The organism is Roseomonas aerilata DSM 19363 (genome assembly GCF_000711725.1).
GTDB classification, from domain to species: domain Bacteria; phylum Pseudomonadota; class Alphaproteobacteria; order Acetobacterales; family Acetobacteraceae; genus Roseomonas; species Roseomonas aerilata.
The window spans coordinates 52,998-69,256 of the sequence record NZ_JONP01000017.1 but is presented as its reverse complement, the minus strand read 5'-3'; the positions used below and the strand labels follow the sequence as shown (position 1 = coordinate 69,256).

The following is a 16,259-nucleotide window of genomic DNA, read 5'->3' as shown; positions in this document are numbered from 1 at the left end:
CCCTAGGTCACACGGTCCAGTTCTGAATCGTCCAGGCCGCCAGGCACGATGGTCAGGGGGCAGCGAAGCCGCCCGGCGTGGCGGCCCGCGAGCGCGGTGACCAGGGGCCCCGGCCCTCCCTCGGTCGCGGTGGCGAGGACGAGAATGGAGATGCGCCGGTCCTCCTCGAGGGCGCCGAGCACCTCCTCCACCGGATCGCCCTCGCGGATAAGCATGGTGGGCAGGCCGCCGGTGATCTCCTGCACCTGGGCAGCCAGGGCCGAGAGGAGCTGCTCGGCCTCCTGGCGCCGCTCCTCCTGCATGAGGGCGCCGACGCCCGCCCATTCCTGCAGCCCCACGGGCTCGGTGATGCGCAGCAAGGCCACCCGGCCGCCGGACTTGCGGACGCGCAGGCAGGCGTAGCGCAGCGCGACCGCCCGTTCGGGGCTGTCGTCGACCACCACGAGGAAGACGCGGTCCTGCGGCATCGGGGCTCCTGAGGCGGGGATCGCCGGGTCCGAGGATGCCGGCGGTCGGGAGGATCGGCCAGCGGGGGTGGGCGAGGCAAGCGGGACGGCAGGGGCAGCGCCCCTAGCCACGGCGGAAGATCACGCTGCCCAGCCAGCCCGCGAAGGCCGCCAGCGCGATGCAGGCCAGGCCATAGGCCAGCGGCAGGCGGCGGGAGACGTCGGCGATGCGGGCGGTGGCGCCCACCCGGTCCACCCGGAAGGGCAGTTCCTGGCGGGCGATGATGCGGTTCCCGCGCACGAGCATGACCTGCACGATGTAGTCCCCCGTCGCGATGGTGGAGGGCAGCGGCAGGCGCGCGTGGAAGAGGCGGCCGCCGGAGATCTCCACCGGGCTCTCCTCCTCGTTCCAGAGCCGGGAGGCGCGCTTGAGGTCGATGAGGGCGGTGCGGAAGCGCGGATCGCGGGGCCCTGGCAGGCGGGCGGTCAGCACGTCGAGGCCCAGGCGCCGCTCGCGCCGGGCGGGTTCCTCGAGCAGGCCGGCGACGGGGGCAGTGGCGGCGACGGCGTAGTAGTTCGGCACCTCCTGGAAGCGGGCGGAAGGGCCGTTCACCCAGAGACCGAGCCAGCGGACGCGGCGCCGCACCACCACGTCCCGCGGCGGGCCGAGGCCGAGGATGACCACGTTGTCCCCCGCGGGGCCGAGCAGCCGGTCGGTCGCGCCGAAAACGAGGAGGTCCGCGCCGGTGAAGCTCGTGTCCACGGCGATGCGGTCCTGGCCGAGCTCCGCCGCGAGTGCCGGGCCGGCGAAGGGCGGCGGGGCGGGCGGTGGCTCGCGCTGGGCCAGGGCGGGCGGGGCGGCGAGCAACAGCAGGGTGAGAAGGGCGGCGCGCGGAAGCGTCACGTCGCCGGGCCCATGAGGTAGAGGCTGGCCGGCGTCACCAGCAGGCCCCAGAGCAGCCCCGCCGCGACCGTCAGCACGAGCAGCCCGAGCAGCGCCCGCGTCTCCTCGCCCCGCAGCTTCGTGCCCATGGCGGCGCCGAACTGGGCGCCCGCCACGCCGCCCGTCAGCAGCAGCAGGGTGAGGACGATATCGACCGAGCCGGTCTGGAGCGCCTGGAGAAGCGTGACGTTGGCGCTGACGAAGGTGACCTGGAAGAGCGAGGTGCCGATCGTCGTCGTCGTCGGCATGCCCAGGAGGTAGATCATGGCGGGCACGAGCATGAAGCCGCCGCCCACGCCCATAATGGAGGAGAGCACGCCGATCCCGAAGCCGATCATCGCCGGCGGGATGATCGAGATGTAGAGGCGCGACTTGCGGAAGCGCATCTTCAAGGGCAGGCCGTGCAGCCAGGAGTGCTGGTGCGTTCTCGCCGGCAGGGCGCGCCTGCGCCTGACGATGGCGCGGAGGCTTTCCCGCACCATCAGCAGGCCCACCGTGCCGAGGACGACGACGTAGAAGAGCGAGACCGCGAGGTCGATCTGGCCGAGCCGCTTGAGCAGCACGAAGAGCTGCGTGCCGGCCGCCGACCCCGCGAGGCCCGCGACGAGGAGCACGCAGCCCATGCGCGCATCGACGTTGCCGCGCCGCCACTGGGCAATGAGGCCGGAGACGGAGGCGCCGAGCGTCTGGTTCGCGCCCGAGGCGACCGCGACGGGCGCGGGGATGCCGATAAGGATGAGCAGCGGCGTCAGCAGGAAGCCGCCGCCGACGCCGAAGAGGCCCGAGAGCCAGCCCACGCCGAGCCCGATGCCCAGCAGCAGCAGGGCATCGACCGACATCTCGGCGATCGGCAGGTAGACCGGCATTCGCGTTCCGCCCGGTGCCTTCTCCGTCCCCTCCCCCCGCTGCGGGGGCCGGGGCGTGCTGGTTCCGCGCGGGCCGCGCGCGGGCGGGCCGCGCATGGCGCGGCTGGAGGAGGCGGCAGTCTGGGCCGGACGGGTGACCATCCTGTGAACCCGCCCCGGCCGTCCTGCAAGCAGCATTCCGGTGCGGCGCACGATGGCGCTACACCGGGCCGTACGAAGGGGCGCGGCCGACCACGGGGCACGGCCGGCGACCTTGCAGGCCGGGCATCCTTCCCGGTGAAAAGGGCATCTATGCGGCACGCGCACCACTTCCCGCTCTCCCGCCGCCGACTGCTCGGCGCGGCGGCCGGCCTTCCTCTCGCGGCGCCTGCGATTCGGCGGGCGCTGGCGGCGGAGGGGGCGCGAATCGCGCTCATCCACATGAACGACTTCCACTCAAAGCACGACGGCGTCTCGGAGGGCGGGGCCGTTTGCCGGGAGGGGCGCCCCTGCGCCGGCGGCGCCGCGCGGCTGGCCGGGGCCATGCGCGAGGCCCGCGCAGCCACCCTGACCGAGGGCCGTGCGCCCTTCCTGCTGGACGCGGGCGACCAGTTCATGGGCAGCCTCTACTACACCGTCCACCGGGGCCTGGCGGAGGCGGCGGTGCAGCGGGCGGTCGGCACCATGGCCATGTCGCTCGGCAACCACGAGTTCGACAACGGGCCGGAGAACCTCGCGCGCTACGCGGCGGCGGTGCCCTTCCCCCTTCTCTCGGCGAATCTCGACACGAGCGGGGAGCCGCTGCTGCGGGACCGGGTGAGTGCCTTCACCGTTCTCGAGTCGAACGGGGCGCGGATCGGGGTGGTGGGGCTGACCACGCCGGAGACGGCCAATTCATCCTCCCCGGGGCCGCGGCTGCGCTTCACCGACCCCATGGAGGCCGCCGACCGCGCGGCCTTCGCGCTGCGACGGCAGGGGGTGGGCACGGTGGTGGTGCTGTCGCATCTCGGCCTTCCCGCGGACCGGCAGCTCGCGGCCGAGGTGGAGGGGATCGACGCGATCATCGGCGGCCATTCCCACCTCCTGCTGGCAAACGGCCTTCCGGGCGCCGTGGGGCCGAGCCCGCTGATGATCGCGGGCAAGGGGCGGGACGTGCGGATCGCGACGGTCGCCTGCCACGGCCGCTATCTTGGCCGGATGGACCTTGACCTGGCGGCGGACGGGCGCGTGGCGGCGCATGGCGGCGCGGTACGGCCGATCGGGCCCGACGTGCCCGAGGACCCGGCGGTGGCGGCGGTCGTGGCAGAGTATGCCGGGCCGCTCGGCGAGGTGAGGCGGCGGCCGGTTGGTCTGGCGGAGGGCCCCTTCCCCGATGCGGGCTGCCGGGACGGGGAATGCGCGCTGGGTAGCCTCGTGGCCGAGGCCGCGCTGGCGGCGACGCCGGGGGCGGAGATCGCGGTGGTGAACGGGGGCGGGCTGCGCGCCTCGCTGCCCGCCGGCCCTCTCACCTATGGCGACGTGCTGGCCGTGCTGCCCTTCGGCAACACGCTGGCGACGCTGACCATCCGCGGCGGCGCGCTGGCGGAGGCGCTGGAGAACGGGCTGTCGCGCCTGCCGGCGCTGGCGGGCCGCTTCCCGCAGGTGGCGGGGCTGCGCCTGGTCATCGACCCCAATGCCCCCCCGGGCCGGCGCCTGGTGGAGGCGCGGACGGCCGAGGGGCTGCTCGATCCTGACCGGGCCTACCGCGTGGTGACGAACAACTTCATGCGCGCCGGCAGTGACGGCTACGGCGTGCTGCGCGACGCGGCGCTGGAGGCTTATGACGACGGCTCGCCGCTGGAGGACGTGCTGGCGGACCACCTCGCCGCGCGCGGCCGCGTGGCGCCGGTGCTGGACGGGCGGATCGCGCGGCGCTGAGGATCTCGCGCGGTGCCGGGCCTTGCGCTGCGCGCGGCGGCGCCCCACGAAAGGGCGCCCGATGAGGGCACCCGCTGCGAGGAACCCCGATGCCCGCCCCTGTCTCCGGCCTGCCCCCCTACGACGACACGAACATCTTTGCCCGCATCCTGCGCGGCGAGATCCCGAGCCGGCGGGTGCACGAGGACGAGTACGCGGTCGCCTTCCACGACATCAACCCGCTGGCGCCGGTGCACGTGCTGGTCATCCCCCGCGGACGCTACGTATCGATCGCGGATTTCAGCGCCAGCGCCTCCGACGCCGAGATCGCGGGCTTCTGGCGCGCCGTGGGCCGCGTGGCGCGGGAGCTGGGGTTGGAGGAACGCGGCTTTCGTGCCCTGACGAATATGGGCTCGGAGGGCGGGCAGGAGGTGCCGCATTTCCATGTGCACCTCTTCGGTGGCCAGCGCCTGGGCCGCATGCTGCCCGCGGCGGAGCGCACAGCGCCCGCGGCGGAGCGCTGATGCCCGACTCCATCGCCGAGGCGCGGGCCGCGATCGAGGCGGCCGGGCGGCTGCCGGACGACGAGCTGGACCTCGGGGCGGTCGCGCTGCAATTCGCGCGCATCGACGCGCCCGGGGCAGACTGGCGCGCGGCGGAAGGCCGGCTCTCGGCGCTGGTGCGCAGCGTTCTCTCGCAGGAGGCGCCGCGTGAGGCGGAGGAGCGGCGCGCGCTGATCGCCCGTGTGATCCACGAGGAGGCCGGCTATGCCGGCGATGCCGAGACCTACGACGACCTACGCAACGCGAACCTCATCCGCGTAACGGAGCGGCGGCGCGGGCTGCCCGTGGCCATCGGCCTTCTCTGGCTGCACGTGGCGGAGGCTGCGGGCTGGCCGGCGCGCGGCCTGGACTTCCCGGGGCACTTCCTCGTCGCGCTCGATGGCGCGCAGAAGGCGGGATCCGTGGTGGTGGACCCCTTCGGCGGCGGCACGCCCCTGCCGGTGCCCGCGCTGCGCGCCCTCATCAAGCGGGTGGAGGGGCCGGCGGCGGAGCTGCGGCCGGGGATGCTGGCGCCGATGAGCCGCCGGGCCGTGCTGCTGCGCCTGCAGACGAACATCCGCCTGCGCCGGCTTCGCGACGAGGACGTGGAGGGAGCGCTGGCCTGCACGGCCGACATGCTGCGCCTTGCGCCCGATGCCTCGCCGCTCTGGCGGGAGGCGGCGGTGATGAACGCGCGGCTCGGCCACCTGGGCGCCGCCATCGAGGACATGGAGCGCTTCATCGCCCTGATTCCCACGGGCGAGGCCTCCTCGCGCGGGCGGGAGATGATCGAGGAGTGGCGCGCGCGCCTTCACTAGGGCCGCGGGCCACCTTTGTTGCCCCGGCGCACGATATTACCGGCCAGGAGGGTTTCCCCTCTCAAGGTTGCTTGACCCGTCCCCCTGGGCAGCGCAATCGCCTGCTATCGAGAAGGAGACCCCCGTGCTCGCCCTGCGCGTGATCCCCTGCCTGGACGTGAAGGACGGCCGCGTCGTGAAAGGCGTGAACTTCGTGGCCCTGCGCGACGCCGGCGACCCCGTGGAGCAGGCGCGCGCCTATGACCGCGAGGGGGCGGACGAGATCACCTTCCTCGACATCGGGGCGACGCATGAGAACCGCGGGACGATGCTCGACGTCGTCTCCCGCACGGCGGCCGAGGTGTTCATCCCGCTGACCGTCGGCGGCGGCGTGCGCAGCGTGGAGGACATGCGGGCGCTGCTGCTGGCCGGGGCCGACAAGGTCTCCATCAATTCCGCGGCGCTGGCCGACCCGGATCTGGTGCGGCGGGGCGCGGAGGCCTTTGGTTCCCAGGCAATCGTGGTGGCGGTGGACGCGCGCCGGGTGGCCTCGGGCCGCTGGGAGATCTTCACCCATGGCGGGCGGCGGGAGACGGGGGTGGATGCCGTCGAGTGGGCGCGGCGGGTGGAGGGCCTGGGCGCGGGGGAGATCCTGTTGACCTCGATGGACCGCGACGGCACCGGGGAGGGCTTCGACCTCGACCTGCTGCGCGCCGTGCGCGCGGCGGTGCGGCTGCCGGTCGTCGCCTCCGGCGGCGTGGGCACGCTCGATCATTTCGCCGAGGGGGCGGCGGCCGGCGCGACCGGCCTGCTGGCGGCGAGCATTTTCCACTACGGCCATTTCCGCATCTCCGAGGCGAAGGCGGCGTTGGCGGCGAAGGGCTGGCCGGTACGACCGGCGGCCGAACCGCGGGAGGCGGCATGATGGGCAAGGCAGCGAAGTCCAAGGCCAAGAAGCCGGCTGCGGCGGAGGAGGCGGTCCGGCCGCGCAAGGCCGCGGCCAAGCCGAAGCGCGGGCCGGCGAAGGCCAAGGCGGGCGCCGCCAAGGTGTCGGTCAAGAGCAAGGCGAAGGCGCCGAAGCTGAAGCCCGCGCAGTGGAAGGAGGACCTTCGCGTCCATAAGCCGCTGCCCGTGCCGGCGGACCTGGCGGATGCGCCCATCGACACCCTCGCCCAGCCGCCCAAGCGCGTGCGCCGGGCGGAGGCGCGGCACCTCGCGCCGCTCGATCAGCCCGCCGGGGATCCCGTGCCGGCAGTGCTGGACCGGCTCTGGGCGGCGGTGGAGGAGCGGCGCCTCTCGGGCAATGTCGAGACCTCCCACTCCGCCCGCCTGCTGGCGCGCGGCACGGCCAAGGTCGCGCAGAAGCTCGGCGAGGAGGCGGTGGAGACGGTGATCGAGGCGATGGCCGGTAACCGCGGCGCCCTCATCTGCGAGAGCGCGGACCTCCTCTACCACCTCATCGTCGTCTGGGTGGATGCGGGCATCCGGCCGGAGCAGGTCTGGGCGGAACTCGTCCGGCGCGAGGGGATCAGCGGCATCGCCGAGAAGGCGTCGCGGCAGAACCTCTCGGCGGCGGGCGTGGTCAAGGCGGGCGACACGACGAAACTCGCCTGAGGAGTGGCGCCCCTGCGGTATCGGGGCACACGATCAGCCGGGCGGGCGCACCGGCTCCACGCCGCCCGGCGGGGCGAGGCCCTTGTCGCGCATGCAGCGGAGATAGGCAGCGCGCTCCGCGGCGGCGATCTCGGCCTTTACGCGGTTGAATTGCGTGACGTTGTCCGCCGGAGGAAGGCGGGCATAGCCGGCCTTCGCGGCGGGGCTGGCCTCGGCCTCGCGCCGGCAGGTGGCCTCGGCGGGGTTATCGGCCGGCGGCAGGGGGTCGTTCCGACCGCAGGCAGCGAGGATGAGCAGGACGGGAAGGAGAAGGGGCGCGCGGGTCATGCCGGGGTTCCCTGCAGCCAGTCCTCAATCAGGCGGCGGGCGATCGAATCGACCCGCGGCAGGGAGAAGCCGGCGCTCTCGGGGTTGCGGATCTCGTCGCGGGTGAACCACCGGGCGTCGCGCAGCTCGGCCGGGTCGATGGTGATCTCCTGGCTCAGCGCCTCCGCGTGGAAGCCGAGCATGATGGAGGCGGGAAAGGGCCAGGGCTGGGAGGAGTGGTAGAACACCTCCCCGACCCTGACGCCGGTCTCCTCGTGCACCTCCCGGCGCACGGCCTCCTCCAGGCTCTCGCCGGGTTCCACGAAGCCGGCGAGGGTCGAGTACATCGTGCTGTTCGGGAAGCGCGTGGAATGGCCGAGCAGCACGCGGTCCTCGTCCACCACGAGCATGATCACGGCGGGGTCGGTGCGCGGGAAGTGCTGGGCGCCGCACCCGGTGCAGGACATGGCGTTCCCCGCCGAGCGCGGCTCGCAGGTCTGGCCGCAGACGCCGCAGAAGCGATGGCGGGTGCGCCAGTGCATCAGGCCGCGGGCATGGGCGAGCATCGAGGCCTCGCCCGGCGGCAGGAGGCCGGCGACGGCGCGGAGGTCGTGGAAGCTGCCGTAGCCCTCGGGCAGGAGGGGAAGCGGGTCCTCGGCAGCGCTGCAATCGACCGTGAAGACCGCGGTGCCGTCCTCGCGCAAGCCGAGCAGGGCCCAGGGGCCGCCGGCCATCAGCACGGCCTCTGCGGCCTCGCGGGTGAGGAGCACGGCCTCGGGCGCGCCCGATTCGGCACCGCGCATGAGGCTTTTCGCGCGCCAGACGGGGGCGATGAGGCTGGCGGGGTCGGCCAGGGCCGCGGCGACGAAATCGGCGTCGTCCCGCCGGTCCGAGACGCGGTCGAGAGGGCTGCCGGTATAGGCGTTCGGGCGGCTGGCGGGGATGCTGAGCATGTGGGGCCGGAACCTCGCACGGGGGGCGGGAGGGGACAACACGGGTGCGTCCCCGGCGCAATGCGCGGCGGCCGCGTGGCTGAGGGGCGGTTCCCCCGGTGGACTCTCGGGGCCCCTCCCCCCATATTCCACCGCGGAAGGCCGGTCGCGGACGGGCGCCTCGTCGACCCGGTCAGGTCCGGAAGGAAGCAGCCGAGGCGGGTAAACGCCTGGGTCGTGGTCGGTCTTCCACCCTTTGGGGTCCTGCCCCATCAGATCGCCTGGCGGCCCAGGCCGCCCCAAACCTGCGGCCCGGATGACCAGCGACACCGATCTCTCGCCAGAAACGTCGGACGAGCTGCCGGAGCCTCCGATGGAGGGACCGGGTCTCTTCGGCGATCCCGATCCGGCACCCGTTCCCGCCGCGGCTCCGCCCGCGCCGATTTCCGCCTCGTCTCCCGCCGAGCCCTCGCAGCCCTATCGGGTGCTGGCGCGGAAGTACCGGCCTCAGGATTTCAACGACCTCATCGGGCAGGAGGCGCTGGTCCGCACGCTGCGGAACGCCTTCGCGCAGAACCGCGTGGCGCATGCCTTCATGCTGACGGGCGTGCGCGGGGTGGGAAAGACGACCACCGCCCGCATCATCGCCCGCGCGCTGAACTGCATCGGGCCGGACGGCAAGGGCGGGCCGACAGCCGATCCCTGCGGTGTGTGCCCGGAGTGCCGCGCTATCCTGGCGGACCGCCACCCGGACGTGATGGAGCTGGACGCGGCGTCCAACAACAGCGTCGACAACGTGCGCGAGATCCGCGAGGCCGTGCGCTTCCGGCCGAGCCAGGGGCGCTTCAAGGTCTACATCCTCGACGAGGTTCACATGCTGTCCGGGGCGGCGTTCAACGCGCTGCTCAAGACGCTGGAGGAACCGCCGCCGCAGGTGAAGTTCCTGTTCGCCACCACCGAGATCCGCAAGGTTCCGGCGACCATCCTCTCGCGCTGCCAGCGCTTCGACCTGCGCCGCGTGCCGCAGGAGGTGCTGCGGGCGCATTTCGCGGGCATCGCGGAGAAGGAGGGCGCCTCGATCGAGCCGGAGGCGCTGGCGATGATCGCGCGCGCGGCGGACGGCTCGGTGCGCGACGGGCTTTCCCTGCTCGACCAGGCGATCGCCATGCCGACCGAGGGCGGCGTCGTGACGGCGGAGGGGGTGCGGGACATGCTCGGCCTCGCCGACCGCGCCCTCGTGCTCGACCTGATGGAGGCCGCCATGCGCGGCGACCTGCCGGGCCTGCTGGCGGGGATGGACCGCGCGCATGAGCGCGGCGCCGATCCCGGCGTGGTGCTGGCCGACATGGCGGAGCTGACGCACACTCTAACGCGCTTTCGCGCCGTGCCGGGCTTGCGGAACGATCCCTCCATCCCCGAGACGGAGCGGGTTCGCGGCGGGGCGCTGGCGGAGACGCTGACGATTCCCGTGCTCGGCCGCGCCTGGCAGGTGCTGCTGCGTGGGATCGGCGAGGTGGCCGAGAGCCCCGACCGGCGCGCGGCGGCGGAGATGGTGCTCATCCGGCTAGCGCATCTGGCCGAGATGCCGACGCCCGGCGAGATCGTGCGCCGGCTTTCCGGGACGCCGGCGGGGCAGGCCGGTGGGCCGGCGCCACGCGGCGCGGGGCCGGCGCCTGCCGGCGCTATGGCGAGCGCGGTGGCCACGGCCTCGATCGGCGCCCCTTCCGGTGGCGGGCTGCGGGCCGTCGCTGGTGGTGCGCCGGTGATGGCGGAGGCGGCACCGGCTATGCCGCCCGAGACAGTGGCAGCCCCGGCCCCCTCCCCCACCACTTTCCGCGAGGTCGTGGCGCTCGCCTCCGGGCGGAGGCCGATGCTGCACGCGCATCTCGTGCACAGCGTCCATCTCGTTAAATTTGCTGAAGGGCGGATCGAGCTGCGGACGCGGCCCGACGCGCCGCGCGATCTTGCAGGGCAGCTCACCGCCTTGCTGCAGGAAACGACGGGCGCGCGCTGGACCGTCTCGCTTTCCAACGCGCCGGGCGAGCCGACAATCGCCGAGCAGTCGCGCGAGGCGAAGGCTGCGCGTCTGGAGGTGGCGGGCACGCATCCGCTGGTGCTGGCGGTCATGCAGGCCTTTCCCGGCGCGCAGATCCGGGAGGTGCGGGACTCCAATCTCGATGCCTACGGGTTGCCGCCACCCGAACTCCTTCCCGGCCTTGCCAATGACGGCGAGCCGGTGGAGGAGGACGAGGTGGGCTACCTTCCGGCCGAGGGCGATCCCGGCTTCGCCCCGCTCGACGCCGAGCCCGCCGGCATGGACCGGCCCTGAACCCCTTTCCTGACCGCGAGGACCGCCGATGAAGAACCTGGGCAACATGCTGAAGCAGGCGCAGCAGATGCAGGCCAAGATGGCCGAGATGCAGGCGACGCTGGAGGCCGCCACGATGGAGGGGCAGGCGGGCGCCGGGATGGTGCGCGTGACGCTCTCAGGCAAGGGCGACCTGAAGGGCATCGTGATCGATCCCTCTCTCCTCTCGGCCGATGAGCGCGAAGTGCTGGAGGACCTGATCATCGCCGCCCATGCCGACGCGAAGGCAAAGGTGGAGGCGATGATGGCGGAGGAGATGTCCAAGGCGACCTCCGGCCTGAACATCCCGGGCATGGGCGGCGGCGGGCTGGGCGGCTTCAAGCTGCCGTTCTGATGCGGCCATTCTGATGCGGAGGGGGGGCGGCATCACCATATGAAGAGGATGCCCTTCGATGCCTCCTCCGTGCGCGTTGCGCCCGCCCCGGGAGCGGTTCCGCCGAATGACCCGGTGGAGCAGCTCATTCATCTTCTGTCCCGTCTGCCGGGTCTTGGGCGGCGCTCCGCACGGCGTGCGGTGCTGAAGATGCTGCAGGATCCGCAGCGCCTGATGATCCCGCTGGCCAGTGCGCTGGAGGCGGCGGCGGAGGCGGTTCGGCCCTGCCGCGTCTGTGGGAACCTCGATTCGCGCGATCCCTGCTCGGTCTGCCGCGACCCGCGGCGGGAGCGCGGGCTGGTCTGCGTGGTGGAGGGCGTGTCCGACCTCTGGGCGCTGGAACGGGCGGGGGCGCATCGTGGGCTGTACCACGTGCTCGGCGGCACGCTCTCGGCGCTCGCGGGCGTGGGGCCGGAGGATCTGTCGATCCAGCCGCTGGTGGAGCGCGTGGCGGGCGGTGAGGTGGAGGAGGTGATCCTCGCGCTTCCCGCGACCGTGGAGGGCGCGACCACCGGGCACTATCTGGTGGACCGCCTGCGGCCGCTCTCCGTGCCCGTCACGCGGCTGGCGCAGGGCGTGCCGATGGGCGGGGCGCTGGACGTGCTGGACGATGGCACACTGGCGGCGGCGCTGAGGGCGCGGCGGCCGGCCTGAGCGGAGGCCTCAGGGCGACAGCAGGCCCACCGTCGCGCCGGTCATGCAGCAGGCAATGGTGGCGGCGAGCAGCGAGGGCAGGCCGAGGCGCACGATCTCGGCCCGGCGCTCCGGGCAGAGGGCGCCCATGCCGGAGACCATGATCCCGACGCTCGCGAAGTTCGCGAAGCCGCAGAGCGCCCAGGAGAGAATGAGCTTCGTGCGCGGGGCTAGCGCCGTGCCGCCCTCCCCGGCCATGTCGAGATAGGCGACGAACTCGTTCACCACGCCGCGGATGCCGAGCAGGCGGGCGGCGGCGGTGGCGTCCTCGGGGGCGATGCCCATGGCGAAGGCGAGCGGCCAGAGGAGGACGCCGGCGATCGCCTCCAGCGTCGTGCCCGCGAGGGGTTGGAGGATCATGTTGATGAGTGCGACGAGCGCCACGAAGACGATCAGCCCGGCCATGATGTTCAGCAGCAGCGAAAGCCCGTCCGAGATGCCGCGGGTGAGCGCGTCCATGCTGCTGTCGTAGAGGCGCGGGGCCTCGATGTCGGCGGCCTCGGGCGCGGTCTCGCCGGGGATCATGAGGCGGGCGGCGAGGATGGCGGCAGGGGCGCTGACGAGGCTGGCGGCCAGGAGCTGGCCGGCGGCGTCGGGCACGGCGTTGGCGAGCATGGCGGCGTAGACGACGAGCATGTTGCCGCTGATGGTCGCGAGGCCCGCGGTCATGACCACCAGCAATTCGGAGCGGGAGAGGCTGGCCAGCCAGGGGCGGATGAAGAGCGTGGCCTCCACCATGCCGGTGAAGACATTCGCCGCGACCGAGACTCCGCAGGCGCCGGAGATGCCGAAGGCCGAGCGCAGCGCACGGGACATAAGCCGCACGAGCCCCGGCAGCACCCGCCAGTGGTAGAGCAGTGCGGAGAGGGCGCCGACCAGCAGGACGATCGGCAGGGCCCCGAAGAAGAGGATGAAGGTGCCACCCGGCCGCGCTTCCGCGAAGGGCAGCGGTGCGCCGCCGAGATAGCCGAAGACGAGGCTCGTGCCCGCCTGGGTCGCGCGCGCGAGGGCGTTTACCGCGTCACCGACGAGGGAGAAGGCGGCACGGAGCGGCGGGATGTGCAGGAGGGCGGCGCCGAGGGCGATTTGCAAGGCGAGGCCCGCCGCCACCGCCCGCCAGGGAATGGGGCGCGCAGCGCCGCCTGCTACCCAGGCGAGGGCGGCCAGGGCCAGCAGGCCGAGGGCGGATTGGAGCTGGAGCGGGATCAGCCCCTCCCCCTCCCGCGGAGGTCGCGCGACAGGCCCTGGGCGGCCAGCGCCGCCTCGTATTCCGCCCAGCGCGCGGGGTATTCGCGCCCGAGGCGGTGCAGGGTGTCCCAGGTATAGATGCCGGTGTCGTGGCGGTCGTCAAAGACGAGGCGCACGGCGTAGTGGCCGACCGGCTCCACCGCAACGATCCCCACTTCCCGCTTGCCGTGGACGAGCGTCTTCTGCCCGGGGCCGTGGCCCTGCACCTCGGCGGAGGGGCTCTCCACGCGCAGGTACTCGGCCGGCAGCTGGAAGCGGCTGCCGTCGTCGAAGGCCACGTCCAGCCGGCGTTCGGCGCGGTTCAGGCGGATCTCGGTGGGGGTAGGCACGACGCCTCAGTCAGCGAGGCGGCGGGCCTCGTCGGGCAGCATGATGGGGATGCCGTCGCGGATGGGGTAGGCGAGGCCCGCGCCCTCGCTCACCAGTTCGCCGGCGCCGCGGTCGTAGCGCAGCGGGCCCTTGGTGACGGGGCAGACGAGGATCTCCAGCAGGCGGGGATCGACGGCGGGGGATTCGGTGCCCGCGGACGGACCGGATGTCTGGCTCATGGGTTCTCTCTCGGCTTTCGCCTCAGCTCGGACGCACGTCTTGGCCCGTGCCGGGCAAGCTGTCCATCCGGAGCATCGCAACCAGCATCGTGGCGCGGGCGGCGGGGTCGGGCGCCTCCAGCAGTGCCTGCTTCTCCAGGGGCTCGAAGGGGCAGACCATGCAGAGGGTAGTGACGAGGGCATCGTCCTCCAGCCGCTCGATCGCTTCCCAGTTCGCGTCGATTCCCTGGGTGCGGAAATAGGCGCGGAGCGCGTCGAGCAGCGCGGGGCGGTCGAGCTCGGCCGAGGAGGCGGGATCGTCCAGGTCCGCCGCGAAGGTCGAGTAGTCGGCGCGCACCCGGCGGTAGCCGTCGCGCCCGGGCAGTTCGGCCGCCACCTGGAAGCGGATGGTGCCGGTGAGGCTGATCAGGAAGCGGCCGTCATCGGTCTCGGAGAAGGAGGAGAGGCGGCCGAGGCAGCCGACCTTGTAGAGGCCGGGTGCACCGGCCTGGGCGGCGGCGGCGGGGTCGGGCTGGATCATGCCGAAGGACCGGCCCTGGGCGAGGCTCGCCTCCACGAGCGCGAGGTAGCGCGGCTCAAAGATGTTCAGCGGCAGGCGGCCACCGGGGAGGAGAAGCGCGCCCGTCAGGGGGAACACCGCGATCTCCGCCGGCAGGGCCGCGAGGCCGGAGGGCTTGAAAGGCATGGCCGGTCTTCCCGTTCGCCTGCGTGTAGGTGGGGCAGATGCGCCGGATGGGCGGCTTGTCCAGGGCACTGGCCGCTGCCCAGCGCCGCCTCCGCCCGGGTTGATCGCCGGGCGGTTGCCCGGGTGCCTTCGTTGGGGCACCCGGGCGGGGCTGCCTCAGCTGAAGAGCATCGAGGAGAGCTTGCGGCGGCCGGCCTTGGTCGCCGGATCCTCGAAGCCCCAGGCCTCGAAGAACTTCAGCAGCTGCTTGCGGGCGGCCTGGTCGTTCCAGGCGCGGTCGCGGCGGAAGGCCTCCAGCAGGGCGTCGGTGGCGCCGGCGCGGTCGTCGGCGGCGTTGAGGGCGATGGCGAGGTCGATGCGGGCCTGGTGGTCGTCCGGGTCGGCGGCCAGGCGGGCCTCGTACTCGGCCAGCTTGCCGCGTGCCTCCCGCCCAGCCGCGGCCAGCTCCAACGCGCTGCGGACGGCGCTGACATCGGGGTGTTCGCTCAGCTTCGGAGAGAGGCTTTCCAGCACCTGGGTGGCCTGCTCCTCCTCGCCCAGTTCCATCAGGCTGCGAGCGACGCCGGCATAGGCGGCGGCGTTCTCCGGCTCCTGCTGGACAAGGGCGCCGTAGAGCTCGAGCGCGCCCTGGTGGTCGCCTTCTTCCGCCGCCTGCTTGGCCTCGGCCAGGAGGTCGGCGGAGGGCATCTGGCCGCCCGCCATCTTCAGGAGGGTCTCGGTGAAGCGCTTCACCTCGCTCTCGGGCAGGGCGCCCTGGAACATGTCGGCGATCTGGCCCTGCCAGAAGGCGGCGACCGTCGGCACGGATTGCAGTGGCAGGCCGAGCTGGGCGAGCTGCTGGACGAGGGCGCGGTTCTTGTCGATGTCGATCTTGACCAGCCGGACGCGGCCGCCGGCGGCGCGGACCACCTTCTCCAGCGTGGGCGTGAGCTGCTTGCAGGGGCCGCACCAGGTGGCCCAGAAGTCCACCAGCACCGGCACCTCGCGCGAGGCCGCGACGACGTCCTGCATGAAGGTGCGCTGGTCGCCGTCCTTGATCAGGTCGTCGGCCGTGGGCTGGGTTTGGTCGAGAGAGGTGCTCATAGCGGTTCCAACCTGGTCGTGAGGAGCGTTTCGGGCGATCTGCTCGCCCCCATAGATGCGCCGCGCGGGCTCTCAGGCAAGCGGGGACGCGGGGGCCTCCGCAAGGTCTATCGCCTCGGGCGGGTGGCCCAGGCTTTCAAGGAAGCGCCGAAGATCAGGAGCCGCGATCGCGGTGGTGGCCGTGTTGGTGAGGGGGTGGAGGTTCACCGGCCCCTCCCCTTCCAGAAGGCGTCGGTCCATCACCAGGCGGACGCTGCCGGCAGGGGCGTTCACCAGGGCGAACGGGGTGACGGAACCGGGGCGCACGCCTAGCCGGTCCCACAGTTCCACCTCGCTCGCCATCGAGAGGCGGCCGGTGTCGAGGCGGCGGGCGAGGCCGTTGATCGAGAGCGGCGTGTCCTCTTCTGCGACGACGAGAAGGAAGGGGTGCGGGGGCCTCGCGCGGAGGAAGAGGTTTTTCACGTGCAGGCCAGGCAAAGCGCCGCGCAGCACCTTGCTCTCCGCGACCGTGTGGAGTGGTGGGTGTCGGTGCGTGGTGGCTCGGATGCCCGCGGCTTCGAGGCGGGCGAGGAGGTCTTCTGGAGTTTGCGGCATTTCCAGCGATTTTCCTGCGCAGAGAGGGGGTTGCAAGCCCCGGCAGCCCGTGTCATACGCCGCCCCACACGGAGCGCGGGCGTAGCTCAGGGGTAGAGCACGACCTTGCCAAGGTCGGGGTCGAGGGTTCGAATCCCTTCGCCCGCTCCAACTTTCCACGAGACAACTATTCTCTGGCAGGTTGGGATCGCGCTTCTCCGTGTGTTCTGGCCTCATTTTCCGCACATAGCTTGATACTTCGATCTCGGAACGATCGCCGTTTTCTCTCTCCGGAGAGGCCGTTGTCTCCAAAGCTTGGGACTTGGGCGATTTAGTCTACAAGGTTTATTGCCTTGTAATCGTGTGA

Annotated in this window: 19 protein-coding genes, 1 tRNA gene and 1 other RNA gene; 10 read left to right on the top strand and 11 right to left on the bottom strand. The window is 72.6% G+C overall.

Annotated features, from left to right (window positions below):
* Positions 1-2: 2 nt before the first annotated feature.
* From BO39_RS18775 to BO39_RS18765, 3 genes are all read right to left on the bottom strand, one after another.
* Positions 3-467 (bottom strand): universal stress protein, encoded by a 465-nt coding sequence (locus BO39_RS18775; RefSeq protein WP_043836258.1) that lies wholly within the window; start codon positions 465-467, stop codon positions 3-5.
* A 103-nt stretch (positions 468-570) separates the two neighbouring features.
* Entirely contained in the window at positions 571-1,350 is a 780-nt protein-coding gene (locus BO39_RS18770) for a TIGR02186 family protein (RefSeq protein WP_043836257.1), read from the bottom strand.
* A complete protein-coding gene (locus BO39_RS18765) occupies positions 1,347-2,255 on the bottom strand; it encodes a sulfite exporter TauE/SafE family protein (protein ID WP_043836255.1) in 909 nt (302 codons plus the stop codon). The genes BO39_RS18770 and BO39_RS18765 overlap by 4 nt, the downstream gene beginning before the upstream one ends.
* A gap of 291 nt (positions 2,256-2,546) precedes the next feature.
* On the opposite strand from BO39_RS18765, the gene BO39_RS18760 reads away from it, so the two are divergent.
* The 5 genes from BO39_RS18760 to BO39_RS35155 all read left to right on the top strand — a co-directional run bounded on the left by BO39_RS18760 (position 2,547) and on the right by BO39_RS35155 (position 7,083).
* Positions 2,547-4,151, top strand: a complete 1,605-nt coding sequence (locus tag BO39_RS18760) for a bifunctional metallophosphatase/5'-nucleotidase (RefSeq protein WP_052402302.1) — start codon at positions 2,547-2,549, stop codon at positions 4,149-4,151.
* Between the two features lie 89 nt (positions 4,152-4,240).
* On the top strand, positions 4,241-4,654 hold the full coding sequence (locus BO39_RS18755) for a histidine triad nucleotide-binding protein (protein WP_043836254.1): 414 nt from the start codon (positions 4,241-4,243) through the stop codon (positions 4,652-4,654).
* Positions 4,654-5,490, top strand: a complete 837-nt coding sequence (locus tag BO39_RS18750) for a SirB1 family protein (protein WP_043836253.1) — start codon at positions 4,654-4,656, stop codon at positions 5,488-5,490. Before BO39_RS18755 ends, BO39_RS18750 begins: the two co-directional genes overlap by 1 nt.
* Positions 5,491-5,614: 124 nt before the next feature.
* Complete coding sequence (gene hisF, locus BO39_RS18745; protein ID WP_043836252.1) at positions 5,615-6,394, top strand: imidazole glycerol phosphate synthase subunit HisF; 780 nt, start codon at positions 5,615-5,617, stop codon at positions 6,392-6,394.
* Positions 6,391-7,083 carry a phosphoribosyl-ATP diphosphatase gene (locus BO39_RS35155; protein ID WP_342666330.1) on the top strand — a complete coding sequence of 231 codons (693 nt, stop codon included), beginning with the start codon at positions 6,391-6,393 and terminating at the stop codon, positions 7,081-7,083. The genes hisF and BO39_RS35155 overlap by 4 nt, the downstream gene beginning before the upstream one ends.
* 33 nt (positions 7,084-7,116) lie before the next feature.
* Here BO39_RS35155 and BO39_RS18735 read toward each other — a convergent pair whose 3' ends face one another.
* Positions 7,117-7,410, bottom strand: coding sequence for a hypothetical protein (locus BO39_RS18735; RefSeq protein ID WP_043836251.1), 294 nt, complete (start codon positions 7,408-7,410; stop codon positions 7,117-7,119).
* Positions 7,407-8,342, bottom strand: coding sequence for an NAD(+) diphosphatase (nudC, locus tag BO39_RS18730; protein ID WP_043836248.1), 936 nt, complete (start codon positions 8,340-8,342; stop codon positions 7,407-7,409). The genes BO39_RS18735 and nudC overlap by 4 nt, the downstream gene beginning before the upstream one ends.
* Before the next feature lie 136 nt (positions 8,343-8,478).
* Between nudC and ffs the strand changes: the two genes are divergently transcribed.
* The 4 genes from ffs to recR all read left to right on the top strand — a co-directional run bounded on the left by ffs (position 8,479) and on the right by recR (position 11,716).
* An RNA gene (gene ffs / locus BO39_RS31235) (signal recognition particle sRNA small type) lies at positions 8,479-8,574 on the top strand.
* Positions 8,575-8,637: 63 nt separating this feature from the next.
* Positions 8,638-10,650 (top strand): DNA polymerase III subunit gamma/tau, encoded by a 2,013-nt coding sequence (locus tag BO39_RS18725; RefSeq protein ID WP_043836247.1) that lies wholly within the window; start codon positions 8,638-8,640, stop codon positions 10,648-10,650.
* 28 nt (positions 10,651-10,678) lie between these two features.
* On the top strand, positions 10,679-11,023 hold the full coding sequence (locus BO39_RS18720) for a YbaB/EbfC family nucleoid-associated protein (protein ID WP_043836245.1): 345 nt from the start codon (positions 10,679-10,681) through the stop codon (positions 11,021-11,023).
* A gap of 48 nt (positions 11,024-11,071) precedes the next feature.
* On the top strand, positions 11,072-11,716 hold the full coding sequence (recR, locus tag BO39_RS18715) for a recombination mediator RecR (RefSeq protein WP_084698247.1): 645 nt from the start codon (positions 11,072-11,074) through the stop codon (positions 11,714-11,716).
* 9 nt (positions 11,717-11,725) lie between these two features.
* Here the strand turns inward: recR and BO39_RS18710 are convergent, their stop codons facing one another.
* The 6 genes from BO39_RS18710 to BO39_RS18685 form a co-directional block, all read right to left on the bottom strand.
* The gene (locus tag BO39_RS18710) at positions 11,726-12,928 is read right to left on the bottom strand and encodes a NupC/NupG family nucleoside CNT transporter (RefSeq protein ID WP_281175576.1); all 1,203 of its coding nucleotides are present in this window, start codon (positions 12,926-12,928) and stop codon (positions 11,726-11,728) included.
* Between the two features lie 32 nt (positions 12,929-12,960).
* Entirely contained in the window at positions 12,961-13,332 is a 372-nt protein-coding gene (locus BO39_RS18705; protein WP_043836243.1) for a gamma-butyrobetaine hydroxylase family protein, read from the bottom strand.
* Positions 13,333-13,338: 6 nt separating this feature from the next.
* A complete protein-coding gene (locus BO39_RS18700; RefSeq protein WP_043836240.1) occupies positions 13,339-13,551 on the bottom strand; it encodes a Trm112 family protein in 213 nt (70 codons plus the stop codon).
* Between the two features lie 22 nt (positions 13,552-13,573).
* Positions 13,574-14,236, bottom strand: coding sequence for an LON peptidase substrate-binding domain-containing protein (locus BO39_RS18695; RefSeq protein ID WP_043836239.1), 663 nt, complete (start codon positions 14,234-14,236; stop codon positions 13,574-13,576).
* A 156-nt stretch (positions 14,237-14,392) separates the two neighbouring features.
* Positions 14,393-15,319 carry a tetratricopeptide repeat protein gene (locus BO39_RS18690; RefSeq protein ID WP_043836237.1) on the bottom strand — a complete coding sequence of 309 codons (927 nt, stop codon included), beginning with the start codon at positions 15,317-15,319 and terminating at the stop codon, positions 14,393-14,395.
* A gap of 72 nt (positions 15,320-15,391) precedes the next feature.
* The gene (locus BO39_RS18685) at positions 15,392-15,913 is read right to left on the bottom strand and encodes a prolyl-tRNA synthetase associated domain-containing protein (RefSeq protein WP_043836236.1); all 522 of its coding nucleotides are present in this window, start codon (positions 15,911-15,913) and stop codon (positions 15,392-15,394) included.
* Between the two features lie 75 nt (positions 15,914-15,988).
* Between BO39_RS18685 and BO39_RS18680 the strand changes: the two genes are divergently transcribed.
* Positions 15,989-16,063, top strand: a tRNA-Gly gene (locus tag BO39_RS18680).
* Positions 16,064-16,259: the final 196 nt, after the last annotated feature.

Bases quoted from the DNA above. Each gene is read 5' to 3' on its own strand.
- BO39_RS18755 (WP_043836254.1), top strand. From the start codon at position 4,241: ATGCCCGCCCCTGTCTCCGGCCTGCCCCCCTACGACGACACGAACATC.
- BO39_RS18685 (WP_043836236.1), bottom strand. From the start codon at position 15,913: ATGCCGCAAACTCCAGAAGACCTCCTCGCCCGCCTCGAAGCCGCGGGC.
- nudC (WP_043836248.1), bottom strand. From the start codon at position 8,342: ATGCTCAGCATCCCCGCCAGCCGCCCGAACGCCTATACCGGCAGCCCT.
- BO39_RS18690 (WP_043836237.1), bottom strand. From the start codon at position 15,319: ATGAGCACCTCTCTCGACCAAACCCAGCCCACGGCCGACGACCTGATC.
- BO39_RS18750 (WP_043836253.1), top strand. From the start codon at position 4,654: ATGCCCGACTCCATCGCCGAGGCGCGGGCCGCGATCGAGGCGGCCGGG.
- BO39_RS18725 (WP_043836247.1), top strand. From the start codon at position 8,638: ATGACCAGCGACACCGATCTCTCGCCAGAAACGTCGGACGAGCTGCCG.
- BO39_RS18700 (WP_043836240.1), bottom strand. From the start codon at position 13,551: ATGAGCCAGACATCCGGTCCGTCCGCGGGCACCGAATCCCCCGCCGTC.
- BO39_RS18720 (WP_043836245.1), top strand. From the start codon at position 10,679: ATGAAGAACCTGGGCAACATGCTGAAGCAGGCGCAGCAGATGCAGGCC.
- BO39_RS35155 (WP_342666330.1), top strand. From the start codon at position 6,391: ATGATGGGCAAGGCAGCGAAGTCCAAGGCCAAGAAGCCGGCTGCGGCG.
- BO39_RS18775 (WP_043836258.1), bottom strand. From the start codon at position 467: ATGCCGCAGGACCGCGTCTTCCTCGTGGTGGTCGACGACAGCCCCGAA.
- BO39_RS18765 (WP_043836255.1), bottom strand. From the start codon at position 2,255: ATGCCGGTCTACCTGCCGATCGCCGAGATGTCGGTCGATGCCCTGCTG.
- BO39_RS18735 (WP_043836251.1), bottom strand. From the start codon at position 7,410: ATGACCCGCGCGCCCCTTCTCCTTCCCGTCCTGCTCATCCTCGCTGCC.
- recR (WP_084698247.1), top strand. From the start codon at position 11,072: ATGCCCTTCGATGCCTCCTCCGTGCGCGTTGCGCCCGCCCCGGGAGCG.
- BO39_RS18760 (WP_052402302.1), top strand. From the start codon at position 2,547: ATGCGGCACGCGCACCACTTCCCGCTCTCCCGCCGCCGACTGCTCGGC.
- BO39_RS18695 (WP_043836239.1), bottom strand. From the start codon at position 14,236: ATGCCTTTCAAGCCCTCCGGCCTCGCGGCCCTGCCGGCGGAGATCGCG.